Origin of the sequence: Comamonas serinivorans (assembly GCF_002158865.1) — a bacterium.
GTDB classification, from domain to species: domain Bacteria; phylum Pseudomonadota; class Gammaproteobacteria; order Burkholderiales; family Burkholderiaceae_C; genus Comamonas_E; species Comamonas_E serinivorans.
Map to the genome: position 1 here is coordinate 2,826,037 of NZ_CP021455.1, position 21,548 is coordinate 2,847,584.

The 21,548-nt window shown below is 68.0% G+C and carries 17 protein-coding genes; 6 read left to right on the plus strand and 11 right to left on the minus strand.

What is annotated here, in order from left to right; translation table 11 throughout:
- Positions 1–4: 4 nt before the first annotated feature.
- Positions 5–817, plus strand: a complete 813-nt coding sequence (locus CCO03_RS11915; protein ID WP_087281309.1) for a hypothetical protein — start codon at positions 5–7, stop codon at positions 815–817.
- Positions 818–889: 72 nt separating this feature from the next.
- Here CCO03_RS11915 and CCO03_RS11920 read toward each other — a convergent pair whose 3' ends face one another.
- The 9 genes from CCO03_RS11920 to CCO03_RS11960 form a co-directional block, all read right to left on the minus strand.
- The gene (locus CCO03_RS11920; RefSeq protein WP_087281311.1) at positions 890–2,431 is read right to left on the minus strand and encodes an acyl-CoA synthetase; all 1,542 of its coding nucleotides are present in this window, start codon (positions 2,429–2,431) and stop codon (positions 890–892) included.
- A 102-nt stretch (positions 2,432–2,533) separates the two neighbouring features.
- A complete protein-coding gene (locus CCO03_RS11925) occupies positions 2,534–3,457 on the minus strand; it encodes a Dyp-type peroxidase (protein WP_087281313.1) in 924 nt (307 codons plus the stop codon).
- A 117-nt stretch (positions 3,458–3,574) separates the two neighbouring features.
- On the minus strand, positions 3,575–4,168 hold the full coding sequence (locus CCO03_RS11930) for a nucleotidyltransferase family protein (protein ID WP_236903793.1): 594 nt from the start codon (positions 4,166–4,168) through the stop codon (positions 3,575–3,577).
- 25 nt (positions 4,169–4,193) lie between these two features.
- A complete protein-coding gene (gene mmsB, locus CCO03_RS11935) occupies positions 4,194–5,087 on the minus strand; it encodes a 3-hydroxyisobutyrate dehydrogenase (RefSeq protein ID WP_087281317.1) in 894 nt (297 codons plus the stop codon).
- Positions 5,088–5,157: 70 nt separating this feature from the next.
- The gene (locus CCO03_RS11940) at positions 5,158–5,445 is read right to left on the minus strand and encodes a GNAT family N-acetyltransferase (RefSeq protein ID WP_087281319.1); all 288 of its coding nucleotides are present in this window, start codon (positions 5,443–5,445) and stop codon (positions 5,158–5,160) included.
- Between the two features lie 40 nt (positions 5,446–5,485).
- Positions 5,486–5,917 carry a TfoX/Sxy family protein gene (locus CCO03_RS11945; protein ID WP_087281321.1) on the minus strand — a complete coding sequence of 144 codons (432 nt, stop codon included), beginning with the start codon at positions 5,915–5,917 and terminating at the stop codon, positions 5,486–5,488.
- Between the two features lie 6 nt (positions 5,918–5,923).
- Entirely contained in the window at positions 5,924–6,484 is a 561-nt protein-coding gene (locus CCO03_RS11950) for an MOSC domain-containing protein (RefSeq protein WP_087281323.1), read from the minus strand.
- 52 nt (positions 6,485–6,536) lie between these two features.
- A complete protein-coding gene (locus CCO03_RS11955) occupies positions 6,537–7,703 on the minus strand; it encodes an acyl-CoA dehydrogenase family protein (protein WP_087281325.1) in 1,167 nt (388 codons plus the stop codon).
- Positions 7,704–7,818: 115 nt separating this feature from the next.
- Positions 7,819–9,342: a CoA-acylating methylmalonate-semialdehyde dehydrogenase gene (locus CCO03_RS11960; protein WP_087281327.1), complete on the minus strand. Its 1,524-nt coding sequence runs from the start codon at positions 9,340–9,342 to the stop codon at positions 7,819–7,821.
- Positions 9,343–9,471: 129 nt separating this feature from the next.
- Between CCO03_RS11960 and CCO03_RS11965 the strand changes: the two genes are divergently transcribed.
- From CCO03_RS11965 to CCO03_RS11975, 3 genes are all read left to right on the plus strand, one after another.
- Complete coding sequence (locus CCO03_RS11965) at positions 9,472–10,377, plus strand: LysR family transcriptional regulator (RefSeq protein WP_087284615.1); 906 nt, start codon at positions 9,472–9,474, stop codon at positions 10,375–10,377.
- Positions 10,378–10,631: 254 nt separating this feature from the next.
- On the plus strand, positions 10,632–11,459 hold the full coding sequence (locus tag CCO03_RS11970) for a proteasome-type protease (RefSeq protein WP_087281329.1): 828 nt from the start codon (positions 10,632–10,634) through the stop codon (positions 11,457–11,459).
- Between the two features lie 86 nt (positions 11,460–11,545).
- Positions 11,546–12,394: an alpha/beta hydrolase gene (locus tag CCO03_RS11975; protein ID WP_087281331.1), complete on the plus strand. Its 849-nt coding sequence runs from the start codon at positions 11,546–11,548 to the stop codon at positions 12,392–12,394.
- Positions 12,395–12,785: 391 nt separating this feature from the next.
- Here the strand turns inward: CCO03_RS11975 and CCO03_RS11980 are convergent, their stop codons facing one another.
- Complete coding sequence (locus CCO03_RS11980) at positions 12,786–16,691, minus strand: DUF3683 domain-containing protein (RefSeq protein ID WP_087281333.1); 3,906 nt, start codon at positions 16,689–16,691, stop codon at positions 12,786–12,788.
- Between the two features lie 289 nt (positions 16,692–16,980).
- Here CCO03_RS11980 and rpoH point away from each other — a divergent pair, with 289 nt between their 5' ends.
- Positions 16,981–17,922, plus strand: a complete 942-nt coding sequence (gene rpoH, locus CCO03_RS11985) for an RNA polymerase sigma factor RpoH (protein ID WP_087281335.1) — start codon at positions 16,981–16,983, stop codon at positions 17,920–17,922.
- 322 nt (positions 17,923–18,244) lie between these two features.
- Here the strand turns inward: rpoH and CCO03_RS11990 are convergent, their stop codons facing one another.
- Complete coding sequence (locus tag CCO03_RS11990; RefSeq protein ID WP_087281337.1) at positions 18,245–19,528, minus strand: MFS transporter; 1,284 nt, start codon at positions 19,526–19,528, stop codon at positions 18,245–18,247.
- 733 nt (positions 19,529–20,261) lie between these two features.
- Between CCO03_RS11990 and CCO03_RS11995 the strand changes: the two genes are divergently transcribed.
- Positions 20,262–21,239: a Bug family tripartite tricarboxylate transporter substrate binding protein gene (locus tag CCO03_RS11995; RefSeq protein WP_087281339.1), complete on the plus strand. Its 978-nt coding sequence runs from the start codon at positions 20,262–20,264 to the stop codon at positions 21,237–21,239.
- Positions 21,240–21,548 lie beyond the last annotated feature (309 nt).

A 21,548-nucleotide genomic window follows, 5' to 3' on the forward strand; every position in this document is an offset into this window, starting at 1 on the left:
CACCATGGCCTTGATGCGCCCCACCCCCGGCCACCGCGGGCTGCACCACTACGTCTGGACCTGGCGCCAGACCGCCGAGGTGCTGGGCCTGTGGCTGGTCCTCAGCGGCCTCACGCTGCTCGCCATCCCCTGGATCACCCAGGGCTGGCTCGGCGTGCTGCAAGCGGCCTGGCCCGCGCTGGGCCTGGGGCCGGCCAGCAGCCTCGGCACCACCGCCGTTTCCCACTGGGGCTTGGTCTGGCCGCACTTCCACATCGACATGCCCACGCCGCTGCCGGCGCGCTGGCAATGGTGGTGCTACGTGCTGGGGGCCTTGTTCGCCCTCGTGGCCTCCAGCCGCATGTCGCGCAACCAGTTGCCCTGGATCTACCTGATGCGCGTGGTGGCCACGCTGTGCCTGCTCAGCGCGCTGGCCTTCGAGTTCCTGACCATCCGCATGGTGTCCAACCCGGGCCACCTGGTGATCGACACGCTGGCTCTGGCAACCTTCCTGATCGGGTTTTTGCCCAGCCTGCATGCCCTGATCCTGTACATCTTCCCGCTGCCGATCCGGATCAAGGTGCTGGCCACGCTGTGCGCCATGGGCTTCGTCGTCGTCAGCGCGCCGCTGCAGGCCGGCTCGCTCGCCCTGCTGGCGCAGCATGGCAGCGCGCTGGCCATCATGCCGCTGTACATGCTGGCCACCGCCCTGCCGCAGCTGCTGGTGCAGCTGGCCATCTACGGCTACTTCATGAGCCTGGCGCCACCGTTCCCCACCGAGCCGCCGCCGCCCGATGACGCCGCCGACAGCCTCTACGGCGGTCGATCCAAAGCATGACGATGGAGTATGACTGCATTGCCGTTGTCATCAAAACGGCATCTCGCCCATACTCCATCAAGCCAGCACACATCATGCCCACTGCTTGCGCAGCTCGCGCTTGAGCAGCTTGCCGCTGGGGTTCTTGGGCAAGGCATCGGTCAAGATGATGCGCTTGGGCACCTTGTAGGTCGCCAGGCGCTCGCGGCAGGCGGCCAGCAGCCCGTCCTCGCTCAGCACGGCGCCCTCCTTGGCGACGATGACCGCCGTCACCATCTCGATCCAGCGCTCGTGCGGCAAGCCGATCACGGCCACCTCGGACACACCGGGGATGGTGTAGATCGCCTCCTCCACCTCGCGGCTGGAGACGTTCTCGCCCCCGGTCTTGATCATGTCCTTCTTGCGGTCGACCACGGTGAGGTAGCCCTCGGCATCCATCACACCCAGGTCGCCGCTGTGGAACCAGCCGCCCGCGAACGCCTTGGCCGTCTGCTCGGGCGCGTTGTAGTAGCCCGTCAACAGCTGCGGCGACCGGTGCACGATCTCGCCCACCTCGCCCTGCGGCACGTCGTTCATGTCGTCGTCCACCAGCCGGGTTTCGATGTTCAGCCCCGGCTTGCCCGCCGAGCCGGCCTTGCGCATCTGGTCTTCGGGCCGCAGCACCGTGGCCACGGGCGCGATCTCGGTCTGGCCGTAGAGGTTCCACAGCCGCAGCTGCGGCGCGCGGCGCTGCAGCTCCTTGAGCACCTCCACCGGCATGATGGACGCGCCGTAGTAGCCCTTGGCCAGGCGGCTCAGGTCGGTCTGGTCGAACAGCGGCGAGCGCAACAGCGAAATCCACACCGTGGGCGGCGCAAAGAACGAGTTGATGCCGTTGGCCGTGATCAGCGCCAGCAGGTTGTCCGGCGTCGGCTTGGCCGTGATGACGCTGGTGGCACCCACGTACACGGCCGGGCCGAAGAAGGCGTCGAGCTGGGCGCAGTGGTACAGCGGCAGCGCGTGCAGCAGCGTGTCACGCTCGTGGATCTCGGCATCGACCAGGCAGGTGACGTATTCGGCGATCACCGCCTCGTGCGTCAGCAGCGCCCCCTTGGGGGCCGACTCGGTGCCGCTGGTGTAGATGATCTGCGCCACCTGGCGGCCGTCCAACTCGCGGGCCGGCGGCGCGGCCTCCAGCAGCAGGTCCTCGAAGCGCCGGGCGTCGGCCACGGGCGCGCTGGGCCCTTCAGAAGGCAGCCACACCCACTCGCGCACCGCGGTGCCCTGGCTGGCCTCGCGGCCCACGGCCGCCATCTCGGTGTCCACGCACAGCACGGTGGCGCCCGCGTGGTCGAGGATGTAGCGCACCTCGCTCGCGTTCAGCATGTAGTTGATGGGCACGATGACGGCGCCCAGCCGCGCCAGCGCAAAGCGCAGCGCCACGAAGGCGTGCGAGTTGCGCGCCAGCACGGCCACGCGGTCGCCCAGCTGCACGTTCAGGCCGGCCAGTCCGGCCGCCAGCCGGTCGCTCACGCGGTCAAACTCGGCAAAGGTCCAATCGGTCTGGCCGCAGCGGACGGCGAGTTTGTCCGGCATGCGCTTGGCGCTGCGTCGCAGCAGGTCGCCCAGGGTCTGGCGGTTGTGGGGTGTGCTCATGGGTCTCCTTGCCCGATCCAACGGTGGTGAAAAATCGGCAAGGTGTCGGCGCCTGTGAATCCAGGTCGAGTATGACCGCCTTGCCGTTATGAAATCAACGGCTCACTCGGCAAACTCCCCCAGCATATCCAGCGTGGGCACAAAGAACAGGCTGCCGGTCACGGCGCGGCTGAAGTCCAGGATGCGGTCCGAGTTGCCGGCCGGCTTGCCGATGAACATGGCCTCGAGCATGTCGCGCACGGTGCCGAAGGTGCTGGCGTAGCCGATGAAATAGGTGCCGATCTCTTGCGTGGCATCGTCGACGAATGGCAGGTTGTCGCGCACGATCTTCCGGTCGTCGCCCACGTTGGACAGCGCGCTGTGCGAGTTGCTGGGCTTGGTGTCGTCGTCCATCTCGATGTCGTCGGCCTTGCTGCGGCCGATGACGTTTTCCTGCTCGGCCACGGGCAGGGCTCGCCAGGCGGTCATGTCGTGGATGTACTTCTGCACGAACAGGTAGCTGCCGCCTTCATAGGCGGCGTCCTCGGGCCCCACCTGGGCGAAGAAATCGCGCTCATCCCCCTGCGGGTTTTCGGTGCCGTCGACAAACCCGAGGATGGAGCGGCCATCCCAGTAGCGAAAGCCCGACACCTGCACCACGCAGTCGGCCACCGCCTGCAGCCGCTGGCGGATCTGCATCGCCATGTCCACACACAGGCTGAAATCGGCGCCCCGCAGGTGCAGGTGCAGGTCACCGGGCGTGGCCACGGCCGTGTGCCGGTCGCCGGCGATGGGGGTGAACTCGACCAGCTCGCGCGGCTGCGGCTGCGGCAGGGCCAGGGCCTGCCAGGCGCGATGGCCGATGCCCAGCACACAGCTGGCCTGTGTGCCCGGAAACCGCGCGGCGGCCGAGTTGTTCAGGTTCTCGACCAGGGCGCACAGCGCCCGAAACGCCGGCTTGGCGTCCACGCCGGCTTTGAGCACCCAGACCATGAACATCGCGTTGTGGTTGGGTTCGTGCGTGGTGGCTTGGGTGTGGAAACTCATGGTGGGTGTGGGTTCAATGTCGGATGCGGCCGCCATGCTAGCGGACCGGTGACGGGCGCCCGAGCGCCGCCCGCGGCCCGCCGTCGCCGGCATCGCCCGACCTGCATCGCCGAACCTTCACGCCGCAAGACGCAGCCATGGCCAGCGCGTGCGGTAGCTGTCGGCCTTGGCCGCGAACAGCTCGGGTTGCGGCGTCAGCGGGTTGAGGCGCAGCACCCCCTGGACCAGCTCATCCAGGCCGTTCGGCGTGTACAGCGCGCCCGTGGCCGCGTCCACGCCCATGCAGGTGCAGGCGACGAGGTAGCGGTCGATGCCCTCACGCGCCGACGAGAGCTGCGGGTAGCCGCCCCCGAAGCGCTGGCGATACCACAGGTGCACACGCGCCTGGTTGCGCACCTCGATGCGGGCTGGCAGATCGGCGAACGCGCGCTCGGCCTGCCGAATCACCGCGTCTTCGGCCGCCCAGCTCACATCGGCCGCGTCGAAATAGAACACGTCGTGGTCGCGCACGCCCCAGTCCACCGCGCGACCCGAGCGCGCATTCCAGACGGCCTGGAACACGCAGCCCGCCACCAGGTGGCATTGCGGCAGGGCCGCGTTGACGGGGTTGCGCCGCACCAGGCGCAGCACGTCGTCGGCGCTCATCGCTGCGGGGCCGCTCAGGGCGCGGTCGCCCGGAGCAGACCCCGTCAGCGATTCAGGCGGTTCCATGCGCGGCCAGCGACACGCCACGGCCTCACGCGTCCTTCTGGAACAAACGCACCACGCTGGAGAAATCCAGCCCGCCGCGCCCCGCGCTCGAGTTCATCGCGTACAGGTTGCGTGCCGATTCGCCCAGCGGGATGGTCGCCCCGGTCTGCAGCGCGGCCTCGACGGCCAGGCCCAGGTCTTTCAGCATCAGGTCGTTGCCGAAGCCGCCCACGTACCCCTTGCTGGATGGCGCATTGGGCAGCACGCCCGGCCAGGGGTTGCACACCTCGGTGGCCCAGCTGCGGCTGGTGCTCACGGCCATCATGGCCGACAGCGCGCCCACGTCCAGCCCGTGGGCCTTGCCCAGGGCCAGCGCTTCGCCCGTGGCCGCCATGATCACGCCCAGGGCCATGTTGTTGCACAGCTTGGCCACCTGGCCTGCGCCGGCGGTGCCCATGTGGAAGATGTTCTTGCCCATCGCCTCGAGCAGCGGGCGCGCGCGGGCCAGGGCCGCATCGTCACCGCCCACGATGAAGGTCAGCGTGCCGGCCTGGGCGCCCGCCGTGCCACCCGAGACGGGGGCGTCGATCATGGTCAAACCCCGCTGGCCCGCCGCCTGCGCCACCTTCTGGGCCGACGCAGGCGCGATGGTCGAGCAATCGATGATGAGGGTATTGGGCGCCACCGATTGCAAGATGCCGGTCTCACCCAGATACAACCCCTCAACATGGCGGCTGGCAGGCAGCATGCTGATCAGCACGGCCGCGCCCTGCACCGCCTCGGCCGCGCTGGCCGCGATCGCCACACCGGCGGCCTTGGCCCGTGCCACGCACTCGGCGCTGAGATCGAAGCCGGTCACGCGGTGACCGGCCTTGACGAGGTTGGCGGCCATGGGGCCGCCCATGTTGCCCAGGCCAATGAAGGCGATGGTGGTGCTCATGTGTGTCTCCTATCGGGTTGAAGTCTGGGACGTGCGGTCACGCGACGCGCACGAATGTCAGGGGCATGGCTCACACCAGCACATCGCGGATGGACGCGTCCTTGTCGAATTGCGCCTTGGCGTAGGGGCACAGCGGCAGCACCCGGGTGTGCGTGGCCCTGGCCCAGGCCACCAAGGCATCCAGCAACCGACGGCCCGCGCCCTGCCCCCGCAGCGACTCGTCCACGTCGGTGTGGTCCACGATCACCATGCTGGCGTTGGTGCGGCTGTAGGTCATCTCGGCCACCCGCTGGCCAGCGTGCTGCATGAAAAACGCGCCCTTGGCGTTGGCCTCTTCGTGTTCGACGGTGTGGGTCATGGTGATCTGCCTGTCTGCATGGTGAGTGAATGGGTGCGCCTCAAGTGGATTTGCGGCGCGTGGGCGTGGACTTGGCGCCAGGCTCATCGGGTTGGAAGGACTCGCGCCGGGCCGCCGGTTTGCGCCGGGGGGATGCCTTGGCGCGCGGGTTGTAGGCCAGCGCTTCGCGCAGCCACAGCTGCCATTGGGCCCGCGTGGCAAAACCATCGGGCTCGACCCAGATGTAGCCCGTCATGCCGCCCCCGGGCGACAACGCACGCGTGCCCGGCATCTCGAGGAATTCGTCATGGCGTTCGGGTGGCAGGCGCACCAGCAGCTCGCCATGCTTCACGCCCAGGCAGAGCTTGCCAGCGACGAAAAAGCAGTCCACGCCAAACATGCGGCGCTCGTCGACATCGTGGCGCGTGCTCAAGGCCTCGCGCACGGCGTCCATGAGCCGCAGGGTTTCGGGCGACAACGGGGGGCTGGGCATGGCGGTCTACACGCGCTCCAGGGCTTGATGTGGTTCTGCCGGCAGCACCGCATGCACAGCGTCACCTGCTTGCACAGCCCCGCCCCGAAGCACCACGCCCATCACGCCGGTTTTGCGCACCAGCTGACCTTGTGCATCCTTGTCCAGCATGGCGGCAAACAGGCCTTTCTCGAATTGGTCAATCTGCACGCAGGGGTTGCGCAGGCCAGTCAGCTGCACCACGGCGCCGCTGGCAAAGTGCAGTTCCGTGTGCAGCGGCAAGCTGATCATGGCTCGCCAGTCCAAACCCGGTGCATCGCTTAGCGTGATGTTTTCGCCCAATTGACCAGGCTGCACGCTGAAACCTTGCTCGGCCACGTGGGCAAGCAAAGATGCGCTGATCACATGCACTTGCCGCAGATTGGGCTGATCAGGATTGGCCTTGACGCGCGAGCGGTGCTGCACGGTGGTATCTGCATGCGCGTCACCTTGCACGCCCAGGCCTTTCAGGAGCTCAATGAAGGGCACTGTGGTTTTGCTGAAGCGGTGTTCGCTGTCGCGGTGCACGGCGAAAACTTGAGTGTGCATGGCTTAGCTCAAAGACACGAGCACCGGACTTTTAACCCGGTGCTCGAAGACCTCAGCGAATCGCCTCGGGCGCATCGCCATCGAGCATGCGGCGCGCGATGATGACCCGCATGATTTCATTCGTGCCTTCCAGGATCTGGTGCACGCGCGCGTCGCGCAGCAGGCGCTCGAGCGGAAAGTCGCGCAGGTAGCCGTAGCCGCCATGCAGCTGCAGCGCCTCGTTGCAGACCTGGAAGCCGGCGTCGGTGGCAAAGCGCTTGGCCATGGCGCAGTAGGTGCTGGCATCGCGCGCGCCGGCGTCCAGCTTGCTGGCGGCCAGGCGCACCATCTGCCGCGCGGCGACGAGCTCGGTCGCCATGTCGGCCAGCTTGAACTGCAGCGCCTGAAAGCTGGCGATGGCCTTGCCGAACTGCTGGCGCTCCTGCATGTACTGCTGGGCCTGGGTCAGGGCCCCTTGCGCCGCGCCAACCGAGCAGGTGGCGATGTTGATGCGCCCGCCGTCCAGGCCCTTCATGGCGATCTTGAAGCCTTCGCCCTCCTGGCCCAGCAGGTTGTGCGCGGGGATGCGCACGTTGTCGAAGCTGATGACCCGCGTGGGCTGGCTGTTCCAGCCCATCTTCTCTTCCTTCTTGCCATAGGCGATGCCGGGCGCGTCGGCCGGCACGACGAAGGCCGACACCCCGGCCGAGCCGGACTGCGCGTCGCCCGTGCGCGCCATCAGCACCAGCACGTCGGTCGCGCCTGCGCCGCTGATGAAGGCCTTGCTGCCGTTGATGACGTACGCATCGCCCACCCGCTCGGCACGCGTCTTGAGCGAGGCCGCGTCCGAGCCCGCACTGGGCTCGGTCAGGCAATAACTGGCCAGCTTGCGGCCGCTGGTCAGCAGCTCGCCCCATTCGGCGCAGGCGGCGTCGGTGCCCCAGCTGCCGAGCATCCAGGTCGCCATGTTGTGGATGGTGATGAAGGCCGTGGTGCTGGGGTCCACGGCCGCCATTTCCTCGAACACCAGCGTGGCATCCAGCCGCGGCAAGGCCAGGCCGCCGATGCGCTCGGGCGCATACAGCCCGCAGAACCCCAAGGCCCCGGCTTGGGCGATCACCGCCTTGGGAAAGTGCCCTTCACGGTCCCACTCCGCCGCGTGCGGCGCCAGCTCGGCCTGGGCAAACTCGCGCGCCGTCTGGGCGAACGCGCGCTGGTCCTCGCTCAATTCAAAATCCATGTCGTCTCCGTGGCGCGGGTGCGCGGCTGGCGCGGCCGTGCGGCCGTCGCCTCATGGCACACGAGTATGCAGCAATTGCCGTTCATTGTTCATCGGGAAGTGCCGCATACTCCGATCACTTGAGCGAAATCGTCGTGTTGACGCCGTGGCTGGTGGTGCTGTCGTCGAACCAGCGCGCCGTGACGGTCTTGGTCTGGGTGTAGAACAGCACGACCTGCTTGCCGTACGGCCCCAGGTCGCCCAGCTTGGACGCGCGGCTGCCCGTGAACGAGAACAGCGGCACCGGCACCGGAATCGGCACGTTGATGCCGACCTGGCCCACGTCGATGTCCTCCTGGAACTTGCGGGCCGCCGCACCCGACTGCGTGAAGATGGCCGTGCCATTGCCGTTGGGGTTGGCGTTGATGAAGTCTATGGCCTGGTCGATGTCGTCGGCCGCGACGATGCACAGCACCGGGCCGAAGATCTCCTGCTCGTAAATGCCCATGCCGGGCGTCACGCCGCTGAAGATGGTGGGGCCGACGAAATTGCCCTGCGCGTAGCCGTCGACCTGGGGCTTGCGGCCGTCGAGCTCCAGCGTGGCGCCTTCGGCCAGGCCGCGCTCGATCAGGCTTTCGACGCGGGCCAGCGCCGCGCAGCTGACGAGCGGGCCCACATCGGTGCCGGGCTCGGTACCCCCGCTCACCTTCAGGGTCTTGGCCTTGGCCACGAGTTCGGGAATCCAGCGCTGCGCCTCGCCCACCAGCACGGCCACCGACACCGCCATGCAGCGCTGCCCCGCGGCGCCGAACGCAGCGCCGGCCAGCGCGTTCAGGGTCTGCTCCTTGTTGGCGTCGGGCATGACGATGGCGTGGTTCTTCGCGCCCATCATGCATTGCACGCGCTTGCCCGCCAGGCTGGCCCGGTTGTAGACGTGCGTGCCCACCTTGGTCGAGCCGACGAAGCTGATGGCCTTGATGTCCGGGTGGTCGCAGATGGCGTTGACCACGTCTTCGCCGCCGTGCACCACGTTCAGCACCCCGGGCGGGATGCCGGCCTCGAGCGCCAGCTCGCACAGGCGCATGGTGACCATGGGGTCTTGCTCGGACGGCTTGAGGATGAAGGTGTTGCCGGTGGCAATCGCCATGGGGAACATCCACAGCGGGATCATGGCCGGGAAGTTGAACGGCGTGATGCCGGCGCACACGCCCAGCGGCTGCATCAGCGTGTAGGTGTCGACGCCATTGGCCACGTTGTTGGCCAGCTCGCCCAGCTGCAGCGTGCCGATGTTGGCGGCGTGCTCCACCACCTCCAGGCCACGGAACACGTCGCCTTCGGCGTCGGGCAGCGTCTTGCCCTGCTCGGCCGTCAGCAGCGCGGCCAGCTCGCCCATGTGCTCGCGGATCAGCTGCTGCAGCTTCAGGAAGATGCGCGCACGCGTGCCGACCGGCGTCTTGCGCCAGGTCTTGAACGCCTCTTTGGCCGTTGCGACGGCGGCCTGCACCTCGTCCGGCGTGGCCATGGGCACACGGGCCAGCACCTGCTGCGTGGCGGGGTTCACCACATCGCGCCACTGGGTGGTGGTCGAATCGACGAACTGGCCGTTGATGAGCAGCTTGACGGCGGGCGCCAGCGTGCTGGCCGATTGGGGGGCGTTCATGGGATGGGTCTCCTGTCGGGTGAAGGCGTGCGCGGCGCGACACGCCGGCTGCATCGGCCACATGGTAGGTCTGCAATTTCGCGCACACAAGACACAGAACTGCACGCACCGTCTGCAAAAATGCAGACCATGGACTGGAATGATTTGCGCGTGTTTCTTGCCGTGGCGCGCTCGGGCACGCTGCAGACCGCGGCGCGCCAGCTGGCGGTGGACCACACCACGGTGTCGCGCCGCATCAAGGCGCTCGAAGCCAGCCTGGGCGCCACGCTGTTCGTGCGGGCCCAGGGCGGGCACGAGCTGACGGCCGCCGGCCTGGACCTGCTGCCGCGCGCCGAAGCCATGGAAAAAGCCGCCCATGCGGCCCTGCAGTCGGCCAACCGCAACGCCGCCCCGCCCGAGCGCGGCGAACTCGCCGGCGTGGTCCGCGTCGGCGCGACCGAGGGCTTTGGCGCCGCCATCCTGGCCGGTGCGCTGGCCCGCCTGGGCCAGGCCCACCCGCGCCTCACCCTCGACCTGCTGGCCGTGCCGCGCGCCCTGCACCTGTCCAAGCGCGAGGCCGACGTCGTCATCTCGCTGGAGCGGCCCTTACGCGGCCCCTATGTGGTGACCAAGCTGTGCGACTACACGCTGCACCTGTACGCCAGCCGCCGCTACCTGGCGCAGCACGGGCCCATCGCCACGCGCGACGACCTGGCCGGCCACGCCTACATCGGCTATGTGGACGACCTGCTCTACTCCAACGAGCTGCACTTCCTCGACGAGCTTTACCGCCCCGAGTCGTTTGCGCTGCGCAGCACCAGCGTGACGGCGCAGCTGCAGGCCGCGCTGGCCGGTTGCGGCATCGCCATCCTGCCGGGCTTCCTCGCGCGCGAACACGGCGAGCTGGTGCGCATCCTGCCCGAGCTGGCCAACTTCCAGCGCCGCTTCTGGATGTCCATGCCGACCGAGAACAAGGCCGTGCCACGCGTCACGGCCGTGTGGCAATACCTCAAGCGCGAAGTCGCCTTGCGCATGCCCGAGCCGCAGGCCCGCTGAGCGCGGCCGGGCCCGGTCGTCGCCATCGCACACGCCTGCGCTTGGATGCGTTCCCGCTCATCAACGCCTGGCTGACGTGTGCAACTGGCCGCGGGGTCATCCTCACCCCACGCCTCGATGGCGCGGCGACCCGCATGAACAGCGCCGGGCCTGTTCGCCATCGCCTCGCGGACGCCCCGCCGCCGGACCATCGGCGCGTGCCGCTTCGGGCGCCCCACTAAAATTTGCGGTTTCGCCCTGCCGCTCTGCCCCCCATGACTTACTGCGTCGCCATCAAATGCAATGCCGGACTGGTGTTCCTGTCCGACTCGCGCACCAACGCCGGTGTGGACCAGATCTCCACCTTCCGCAAGATGATCGTGTACGAGCAGCCGGGCGACCGCTTCATGGTGCTGCTGTCGGCCGGCAACCTCTCCATCTCGCAGTCGGTGCGCGAGCTGTTCCAGCTCGAAAAGCTCACCGACGACGTGACCGGCGAGACCCTGACGATGTGGGACTGCGACAGCATGTTCGACGCCGCGCGCATCCTGGGCGCCACCATCCGCCACGTGCATCGGCGCGATGCCGAAGCGCTGCAGGCTGCGGGCGTGGACTTCAACGTCTCGCTGCTGTTCGGCGGCCAGATCAAGGGCGAGGCCCCGCGCCTGTTCCAGTTCTATTCGCCGGGCAACTTCATCGAGGCCACGGGCGAGACGCCGTTTTTCCAGATCGGCGAGTCCAAGTACGGCAAGCCGGTGCTGGACCGCGTCATCACGCCCGAGGTCTCGCTGAACGAAGCGGCCAAGTGCGCACTGGTGTCCATGGATTCGACCGTGAAGTCCAACCTGTCGGTCAGCCTGCCGCTGGACCTGGTGGTCTACGAAACCAACCAGCTGCAGTCGGACAAGATCGTGGCCATCGACCAGGACAACCCGTACTACCGCATGCTGCATCACGGCTGGGGCCAGCACCTGCGCGAGATCTTCGACCGCGTGGACGACCCGGTGTGGAATGGCGAGGCCACGGCCACGCCGCTGCGCGTGGCCAATTCGCAGGTCAAGCCGCTGCGCAAGCTGTCGTCGCCCGAAGACCGCTTGATCTGAACCTTCAGAATCAGTATCCAGCCCTTGCCGATGCTTGAACAACGGCCAAGGCACCATACTCTGTGAAACTCCCAGTTCCACTCGTCATGCCTTCGCTCGATCAGCCCGCGTCCCCGCGCCCGCGGCCCTTGGTCTTTGCGCATGCCAACAGCTTTCCGGCCGGCACCTACCGACGTTTGCTCAGCGCGTTCGAGGCGCAGGGCTACACCGTCTTTGCCATCGACAAGTTCGGCCACGACGAGCAGTACCCCGTCACCGACCAATGGCCTCACCTGGTCGCGCAGCTGCAGGCCCTGGTGCACCAGGTGCACGCGCAAACCGGCCAGAAGCCCTACCTGGTGGGCCACTCGCTGGGCGGCATCCTGAGCCTGATGTGCGCCGCCCGCCACCCCGAGCAGGTGCGGGGCGTGGTGCTGCTGGACTCGCCCGTGGTGACCGGCTGGCGGGCCGGTGCCCTGCGCATGGTCAAGCGCAGCCCGCTGCTGCGCCGCCGCTTCATGCCCAGCGCCGTCAGCCAGCGGCGGCGCACCGCCTGGGCCAGCCGCGACGAAGCCAGCACGCATTTCGCGGCCAAGCGCCTGTTTGCACGGTGGCACCCCGAGGTGCTGCGCGACTACGTGGAGGCCGGCCTGGCCGAGGCGCACGATGAGGGCGGCGTCACGCTGAGCTTTGACCGCGGCGTGGAAACGCGCATCTACGACACCCTGCCGCACGGCCTGGGCCGGCTGCTGCGCCTGCACCCACCGCGCTGCCCCGTGGCCTTTGTGGGCGGCACGCGCTCGCGCGAGCTGCGCCAGGCGGGGCTGTCGGGCATCCGCCGCCTGCCCGACGTGCGCTTGCGCATGGTCGAGGGCACGCACCTGTTTCCCATGGAAAAGCCGACCGAAACGGTGGCCGTGGTCTCCGAGCTGCTGGGCGCGATGCACGGCGGCTGAAACCGCTCTGCACCAGACGCCAGGGGGCGAACGGTCACGCGGCCTGATCCGCCGCGGCCAGGCGAACATTCAGGGGCTGGTCGGCGCCAGCGCCTGTCAGGGCATCTTCCCGCCCGGGCGAATCACGCCCTTGCTGGAGCTTGGGCACAAATGGGCGCCAGCCCATTCCCCTCACACCCACTCGCACTCGACGCCGGCGGCGTTGACCCGATGAGGCAAAATGATCAAGGGGTATAGACCTGTTCACGTTTTTAACCAACGAGAACCCACCCATACCCCATCAAAGTCACACGCACTCGACGCCGGCAGCGACGTCGACCGTGCAGGCGACAGAACCCGTGCAGGCGTCAGCTCGCGTTGTGGCCACACCGCAAACCGACCCCAACCCACCTCACACCAGCACGCGCTCGATGCCGCCGGCGTTGGCCTTGGCCACGTAGTCCTGCAGCCAGGTTTCGCCCAGGATGTGGCGCGCCATCTCGATGACGATGTAGTCGGCCTCGAGCAGCCCGTTCTGCAGGTCGCCCTGGTAGCGCGACAGGCCCTGCAGGCAGCTGGGGCAGCTGGTCAGGATCTTGACGTTGGCCTTCTCCCCCACAGCCCCGGTGTCGCGCAGCGCGGCCACGCCCTTGCGGATTTCCTCTTCCTTGCGGAAGCGCACCTGCGTGGAGACGTCGGGCCGGGTCACGCCCAGCGTGCCCGATTCGCCGCAGCAGCGGTCACTTTTCAGCACGCCATCGCCCAGCAGCGCCTTGACGGTCTTGGTGCTGTCCTGCAGCTTCATGGGGTTGTGGCAGGGCTCGTGGTAGAGGTAGGCGCCTTGCTCCGCCGCCGGCAAGGTGATGCCTTTTTCGAGCAGGAACTCGTGGATGTCGATGATGCGGCAGCCCGGGAAGATCTTGTCGAACTGGTAGCCCTGCAGCTGGTCGTAGCAGGTGCCGCAGCTCACCACCACGGTCTTGATGTCCAGGTAGTTCAACGTGGTGGCCACGCGGTGGAACAACACGCGGTTGTCCGTGATCATCTTGTCGGCCTTGTCGAACTGGCCGCTGCCGCGCTGCGGATAGCCGCAGCACAGGTAGCCCGGCGGCATCACGGTCTGCACGCCCGCGTGCCAGAGCATGGCCTGGGTGGCCAGGCCGACCTGGCTGAACAGGCGCTCCGAGCCGCAGCCGGGGAAGTAGAACACCGCCTCGCTTTCCACCGTGGTGGCCTGGGGGTCGCGGATGACGGGCACGTAGTCGCGGTTCTCGATGTCGAGCAGTGCGCGCGCCGTCTTGGTCGGCAGGCCACCGGGCAGCTTCTTGTTGACGAAGTGCACGACCTGCTCGCGGATCGACGGCGTGCCCACAGTGGCCGGCGGGTGCGCCGTCTGGCTCTTGGCGGCCGGCTTCAGCAAATCCGCCATCACGCGCTGGGCCTTGAAGCCCACGCCCGTCATCACGGCGCGCGTGGCCTTGATGGTCGACGGCTCGGTCGCGTTGAGGAAGAACATGGCCGCCTTCGCACCTGGGCGGAAGCTCTTCTTGCCCATTTTGTTGAGCAGGTTGCGCATGTTCATCGACACGTCGCCGAAGTCGATCTTGACCGGGCATGGCGTGTAGCACTTGTGGCAGACGGTGCAGTGGTCGCCCACGTCCTCGAACTCCTGCCAGTGCCGGATGGACACGCCGCGGCGGGTCTGCTCTTCGTACAGAAAGGCCTCGACCAGCAGCGAGGTGGCCAGGATCTTGTTGCGCGGGCTGTACAGCAGGTTGGCACGCGGCACGTGGGTGCTGCACACGGGCTTGCACTTGCCGCAGCGCAGGCAGTCCTTGACCGAATCGGCAATCGCGCCGATGTCGCTCTGCTGCATGATCAGCGACTCGTGCCCCATGAGCCCGAAGCTCGGCGTGTAGGCGTTGGTCAGGTCGGCGTAGATGGGCTGACCATCCTGCAGGAACAGCTCGGGGTTGCGGATCAGCTTGCCCTTGTTGAAGCGGCCCTGCGGATCGATGCGGTTCTTGTAGTCGGCAAAGGGCTGGAGCTCTTCGTCGGTCAGGAACTCGAGCTTGGTGATGCCGATGCCGTGCTCACCCGAGATCACGCCGCCCAGGCTGCGCGCCAGGTCCATGATGCGTGCCACGGCCTCGTGCGCCGTGGTCAGCATCTCGTAGTCGTCGCTGTTCACGGGCAGGTTGGTGTGCACGTTGCCGTCGCCCGCGTGCATGTGCAGGGCCACGAACACGCGGCCGCGCAACACCCGCTGGTGGATGGCACCCAGCTCGTCGAGGATGGGCTGGTAGGCCGCACCACTGAAGATGCCCTTGAGCGGCGCACGCAGCTGGCGTTTCCAGCTCGCGCGCAGCTCGTGCGTCTGCAGCTGGGGGAAATGCGTCCCCACGTGGGTCAGCCAGTCCTGCCACTGCGCCCGCACCTCGCGCACCAGCGTCAGGGCCTGGGCCAGGCGGGCCGGCAGCAGCTCGGCCGCCGACGAGCCATCTTCGGCAGTATCAGGCACCGCCGTCAGCTTGTGTTGACCATGGAGCAGATACTGCTCGATTTCATCGGCCAGCTTGAGCTTGTTGGCCAGCGACAACTCGATGTTGATGCGCTCGATGCCGTTGGTGTAGTCGGCCATGCGCGGCAGCGGGATCACCACGTCTTCGTTGATCTTGAAGGCGTTGGTGTGGCGGCTGATGGCGGCGGTGCGCTTGCGGTCGGCCCAGAAGGTCTTGCGCGCCTCGGGGCTGATGGCGATGAAACCCTCGCCGTTGCGCGAGTTGGCGATGCGCACAACCTCGCTGGTGGCCCGCGCCACGGCGTCGGCGTCGTCGCCCACGATGTCGCCCACCAGCACCATCTTGGGCAGGCCCCCGCGCTTGCTCTTGGTGGTGTAGCCCACGGCCTTCAGGTAGCGGTCGTCCAGGTGCTCCAGACCGGCCAGCAGCACCGGCGGCAGACCCGCTTCGGCATTGCGCTTTTGCAGGTCGAACATGAAGTCCTTGATCTCGACGATGCTGGGCACGGCGTCCTTGGCGTCGCCAAAGAACTCCAGACACACCGTGCGCGTCTGGCTGGGCATGCGGTGCACGACCCAGCGCGCGCTGGTGATGAGGCCATCCGTGCCCTCTTTCTGCACCCCCGGCAGCCCGCTCAGGAACTTGTCCGTGACGTCCTTGCCCAGGCCTTCCTTGCGGAACATGCGGCCCGGGATGTCCAGGCGCTCGGTGCGCAGCGGGGTCTTGCCGTCGGCCGCGAAATAGCGCAGCTCGAAGCTGGCCATCTCGGCGTCGTGGATCTTGCCGAGGTTGTGGTCCAGGCGATGCACCTCCAGCCATTCGGCATCGGGGGTGACCATGCGCCAGCTGGCCAGGTTGTCCAGCGCCGTGCCCCAGAGCACGGCCTTCTTGCCGCCCGCGTTCATGGCGATGTTGCCGCCGATGCACGAGGCTTCGATCGACGTGGGGTCGACAGCGAACACGTAGCCGGCGCGCTCGGCCGCATCGGCCACGCGCTGCGTGACCACGCCGGCCTCGCTCCACACCGTGGGCACGGCGTGGTCGACACCGGGCAGCGACACCATCTCCACCTCGCTCATGGCTTCGAGCTTCTCGGTGTTGATGACGGCGCTCTTCCAGGTCAGCGGCACGGCGCCGCCGGTGTAGCCGGTGCCGCCCCCGCGCGGGATGACGGTGAGGCCCAACTCGAAGCAGCCGCGCACCAGCTCGGCCATCTCGGCCTCGGTGTCCGGCGTCAGCACCACGAAGGGGTACTCCACGCGCCAATCCGTGGCATCGGTCACGTGGCTCACGCGCGAGAGGCCGTCGAACTTGACGTTGTCGTGCCGCGTCAGCTTCTTGAACACCTGCTCCGCGCGGTGGCGCAACTCGGTGATGCGGTCGAACTTGTCGTTGAACGCCTGGACGGCCTGGCGCGCCAGGGCCAGCAACTCGGCCACCAGCGCATCGCGCTCGGGCGCCTGGCCCGGCGTGCGCCGCTGGTCCACCTCGGACAGGCGGTGTGCCAGCGCCTCGACCAGCTGAGCGCGACGCTTGGGGTTGTGCAGCAGGTCGTCCTGCAGGTAGGGGTTGCGCTGCACCACCCAGATGTCGCCCAGCACCTCGTACAGCATGCGGGCCGAGCGGCCGGTGGAGCGCTCGGTGCGCAGCTGCTCGGCCAGGTCCCAGGCGCGTTGCCCCAAGACCCGCAGCACGATTTCCCGATCGGAGAACGAGGTGTAGTTGTAGGGGATTTCACGCAGACGCGTGGGCTCGGCCTGCGTCAACAAGGCGGCCAGTTCAGTGGGTGCGTTCATGGGTGGGCGCGGGGAGCGCGAAGGCGTTGGCCCAGCGGGCCTGATCGTCTTCTTGCATCGTGGCTTTTCAAGGCGCAGATTTTACCGGCCCCGGGCACGGCGCTTGCCAGCCGAGCGAGGCAGGCCTTCCTTAAGCCATCCCTAAGCCTGCCCCCAGACAATGGCTTCAACCACCCTTCCCCATCGTCTGACCGCTGGTTTGGATCGGGAAAAGGGTGTGAACTTTTTGGTTAGCACTCCCTCCAATGGAGTGCTAATATAGAAAATCAATGAAGAAAGGAACTCTGGTATGAAAACTCAAACTGCGAGCTCCTCCACTGCCGTCGCCCTGGCGAACCCGTGGAGCATGGTGCCCCCCGTGGGGAACCTCGATGCCTACATCACGGCCGTGAACCGCATGCCCATGCTGACGCTGGAGCAAGAACAACAGTTCGCGCGCGAGTTGCGCGACCAGAACGACCTGGAAGCCGCCGGCAAGCTGGTGATGTCGCACCTGCGTCTGGTGGTGTCCGTGTCGCGCCAATACATGGGTTATGGCCTGCCGCAGGGCGACCTGATCCAGGAAGGCAACGTCGGCCTCATGAAAGCCGTCAAGCGCTTCGACCCCGAACAGGGTGTGCGCCTGGTGAGCTACGCCATGCACTGGATCAAGGCAGAAATCCATGAGTACATCCTGAAGAACTGGCGCATGGTCAAGGTGGCGACCACCAAGGCCCAACGCAAACTGTTCTTCAACCTGCGGTCCATGAAGCAAGGTTTCAAGGCCGAAGCCGTGGAGGCTGGCAGCGACACCTACCGCCACTCGCTGTCGGACGCCCAGGTGGCCACGGTGGCCCAGGAGCTCAAGGTCAAGCCCGAAGAAGTGCGCGAAATGGAAATGCGCATGGCTGGCGGCGACGTGCTGCTGGACCCCACGCCGAGCGACGATGAGGACCACGCCTTTGGCCCCATCGCCTACCTGGCGGACGTGAACCACGAGCCCACGGCCCAGCTCGAAACCGAGCAACGCGAACGCCTGGCCACCGAGGGCATCGCCGAAGCCATGCGTGGCCTGGACGACCGGAGCCGCCGCATCGTGACCGAGCGCTGGCTGAACGTGAACGACGACGGCTCGGGTGGCATGACGCTGCACGAGCTGGCCGCTGAGTACGGCGTCTCGGCCGAGCGCATCCGCCAGATCGAGGTCGCCGCCATGAAGAAGATGAAGAAGGCCCTGGCCGAATACGCCTGACGCCTGCTGACGGGCCTGAGCCTGACCCGCCGGGTCGGGGCCTGACAAGCCCTCATGCCCAACGCCGCACACCCGTGCGGCGTTTTGCTTGAAGGCGGCGCACTCGGCCGTCCAAGCGCCAAACCCAAGCCGTGCCGCAGGCCCGCGGCCCCGGCAGCGGCACGCCGGCTCAACGCGCGGTGCGTGATGGCCCGACGGACAGGGATGCGGTCATGCCTGGGCCCCTTGACGGTCACGCTCACCTTCCGGCTCATTCATGAACAGGGTATCACCCCAAATCCGATGAAAATTCATCGGAAATACGACCATACCCCATCCATGTTCAGGCGTCTGACGCCGCATGCTGCAACGCCGCCATGGGCGACACCGTGCGGCTGCTCACCCAGGCCAGCGCCGCGGCCAGGGCCGTGCTCGCCGCACTGATCGCAATCGGCCACACGTAGCTGTGGGTGGCGTCGAAGGCGTAGCCCACGGCCGTGGGGCCCAGCAGGGTGCCCAGCGCCACGCTGGTGTACAGCACGCCGATGATGCTGCCCACATGCCGGCCGCCAAAGTGCTCCGCCGTCACGGCCGGGATCACCGCCACCCAGCCGCCATAGAACACGCCAAACACCGCGGCCACCAGCGCCAGCGCCCAAAAACCGTGCGACACCGCCCACAGCGCCAGCGCCACGGCCACGCCCAGGCTCATGGCCATCAGGAAGCGGTCGCGGCCAAAGCGGTCGGCCAGCGCGCCCAGGAAAAAGCGGCCCAGCGTGCTGCCCACCCCCACCACACCCAGCAGCAGCACCGCGTCGTGGGCCGGCACACCCTGATCCAGCGCATGCGGCACCAGGTGCACAAAGGGCACGAAGATGCCAAAGGCCGCCACCGAACAAGCCGCGTACAGCCAGATGAAGCGCGGCGTGACCATGGCTTCGCGCAGGCTCAGCCCCTGCGGGGTGACCGAGGCAGGCGTGGCGGGCTCCCCGTCCGGCCCTGTGCCGTACGCGTGCGGGTCGTCGGCGATCAGCAGCGCGGCGCCCAGGCCCAGCACCAGCGCGCCCGCCCCAAGGACGAGGTAGGCCTGTCGCCAGCCCAGCCACTCGATCAGCCCGGCCGCCAGCGGCGGCACCAGCAGCGTGCCGACCCCGATGCCGCTGACCGCCAGGCCCGAGGCGAAACCGCGCCGCTTGAGGAACCAGCGCTGCACCGCGCCCAACCCCGGCACATACGACAGGCCCACGCCGAGCCCGATGCCGATCCCGTAGGCCCAGTACACCTGGCCAATGGACTGCGCGCGACTGGCCGCTACCATGCCCAGGGCCACCAAGGCCATGCCCGCCGCCGTCACGCCACGCGCGCCCCAGCGGTCGGCCATGGGGCCGGACACCACCCCCAGCCCGAAGTACAGGCAGCCGGCGATGGAAAACACCAGCGAGACCGAGCCACGCGACGCGCCGAACTCCCCCTGCAACACCGCGATGAAGGAGCCGAAGCTGTAGGCACAGCCAAAGCCCACCAGCGTCACCATGAACACCGCCGCGACCACCACCCAGCCGTAAAACCCGCCAAATGGCGCTTGGCGCAGCCCGGCCTTGGGCACCGCCCCCGTGTGTTCCACCATGACGCATCTCCTTGTGTCACCGCTTGCCGAGCGGTTGCGGGCGCTCCATCGCCAGGCTGCCGGCCGCCATCCGGCCAGCCCGGCCGTGGCGCGCGCCAGGGGCCGAGTCTGTCACGGCCGTGGCGTGCACAGGGGCCAAGCCGCCGGCGCGCGGACGTGCTGCGCAGCGTTCTCTGCACCGCACGCTGCACGACAGATCCGAGTACACCTCAAATGCCGTCTGCATAGAGATCGCGTCAGCGGCATACCGCCACTTGAATCTCAGGCAGCCCTGTGAATCCAGCACAAACCATCAGGCGGTTTGCGGTGCGCCCCAGCAGCATCGCCGGTGCGCTTCATGCATCCCTGCGGTGCGGTGTGGCCTGCCGCGCAACAGGCGGTCTGATGGGATGCGACCTGGGGCGCCTGCTGAGCACCCCCTCGCCTCGCCGCACCGGTGTCTGGTCCGGTCCAAAACGAAGGTGGCGCGGTAGCCGCTGGCGCCCTGCAGCAGGTGCTTGCCGCCACCGCCGTTCGCAACACCGTTTTCCAGGCCAGCTCACGCAGCGGCCATCGGTGCACTGGCGCCAACCGCATGCCGGCGGATGGTCTGGAGAACAGCGCCCTGCCGGCCGCCAGCCAGCGCAGGCACGTCGCGCCGGCTGCCGCGTCCCGCGTGCACGCCAACGGGCGTCACGCCCTCGCCGCGCCAGCGACTACAGTCGGAGCTGTTCCTGACCTTCAAGCTGCCACCATGACCCTCACCCGTCGCCATGCCCAGGCTTGGCTGGCCGGCGCCATCGCCGCGCCGCTGCTGCCCGCAACCGCTCACGCCCAGGCCCCGTGGCCGCACCAGCCCGTGCACCTGCTGGTGGGCTTCCCGGCCGGTTCGTCGCCCGACCTGACGGCGCGCGCGCTGGCCGAGCCGCTGGAAAAAGCCCTGGGCCAGCCCGTCATCGTGGACAACAAGGTGGGCGCGGGCGGCAACATCGCGGCGCAGGCCCTGGCGCAGGCACGCGACGGCCACACGCTGTCGGTCATGATCAACGGCAACATGACCATCGCCAAGCTGCTGAACCCCGCCGTGCGCTACGACCCGCTCAAGGACCTGGCGCCGGTCAGCCTGATCGGCGTGGCCCCGCTGGTGCTGGTGGCGCCGGCCAGCGCGCCCTCGGGCCACGCGTTCTTCGAGGCCGCGCGTCAGTCCGGCAAGGCCTGGAACTACGGCTCGCCCGGCGTCGGCACCGTGGGCCACCTGGGCATGGAGCTGCTCAAGGCACGCGCCGGCATCGCCCCACAGCACGTGCCCTACCCCGGCTACCCACAGGTGTTCAACGCCCTGGTGGCGGGCGACCTGCAACTGTCCATGCTGCCACCCGCGCTGGCGTTGGCGCAGATCGCGGCCGGCAAGCTCCGGGGCATTGGCGTCACCTCGGCTGGCCGCAGTCCGCTGGTGCCCGATCTGCCCAGCCTGAGCGAGCTGGGCATTGCGGGCCTGGACCTGGAAATCTGGAACGGCATGGCCGCGCCGGCATCGCTGCCCGCCGCCCACATCGCCCGCGTGGCCGACACGGTCAGCCGCATCGTGCGCATGCCCGACATGCGCCGCAAGCTGGCCCTGCAAGGCTGGCAGGCCGTGGGCAGCTCGCCCGAAGGCCTGCGCAACCGCATCCAGGCCGACGTGGCCAGCCTGGGCGCCATCATCCGCAGCCAGGGCATTCGCGCGCAATGAGGCTCGCCGGAAGGCTTGCCGTGAGACACGCCGTAAGGTTCACCATAAGGCCTGCTGCAAAGCCCGCCGGCCAGGGATAAGGGCCGGCCAAACCCCAAGCGCCGGGCAGACAAAGCGGCTGATGGCATTCACCGCTTCTGGCCTCACCGGACCTGTGCCGCGCGCAGGGTGACCGGCGCCGCGTCGATCCATGCCGCGAGCGGGACGACGACAGGGCCTGCCCCTGCCCACCCGCTTCGCGCGAAGCCTGCTCATCCAACCGCCGGTCCCAGAACAGATCTCATGGGCACAATCCGACGCTTTCCGAAT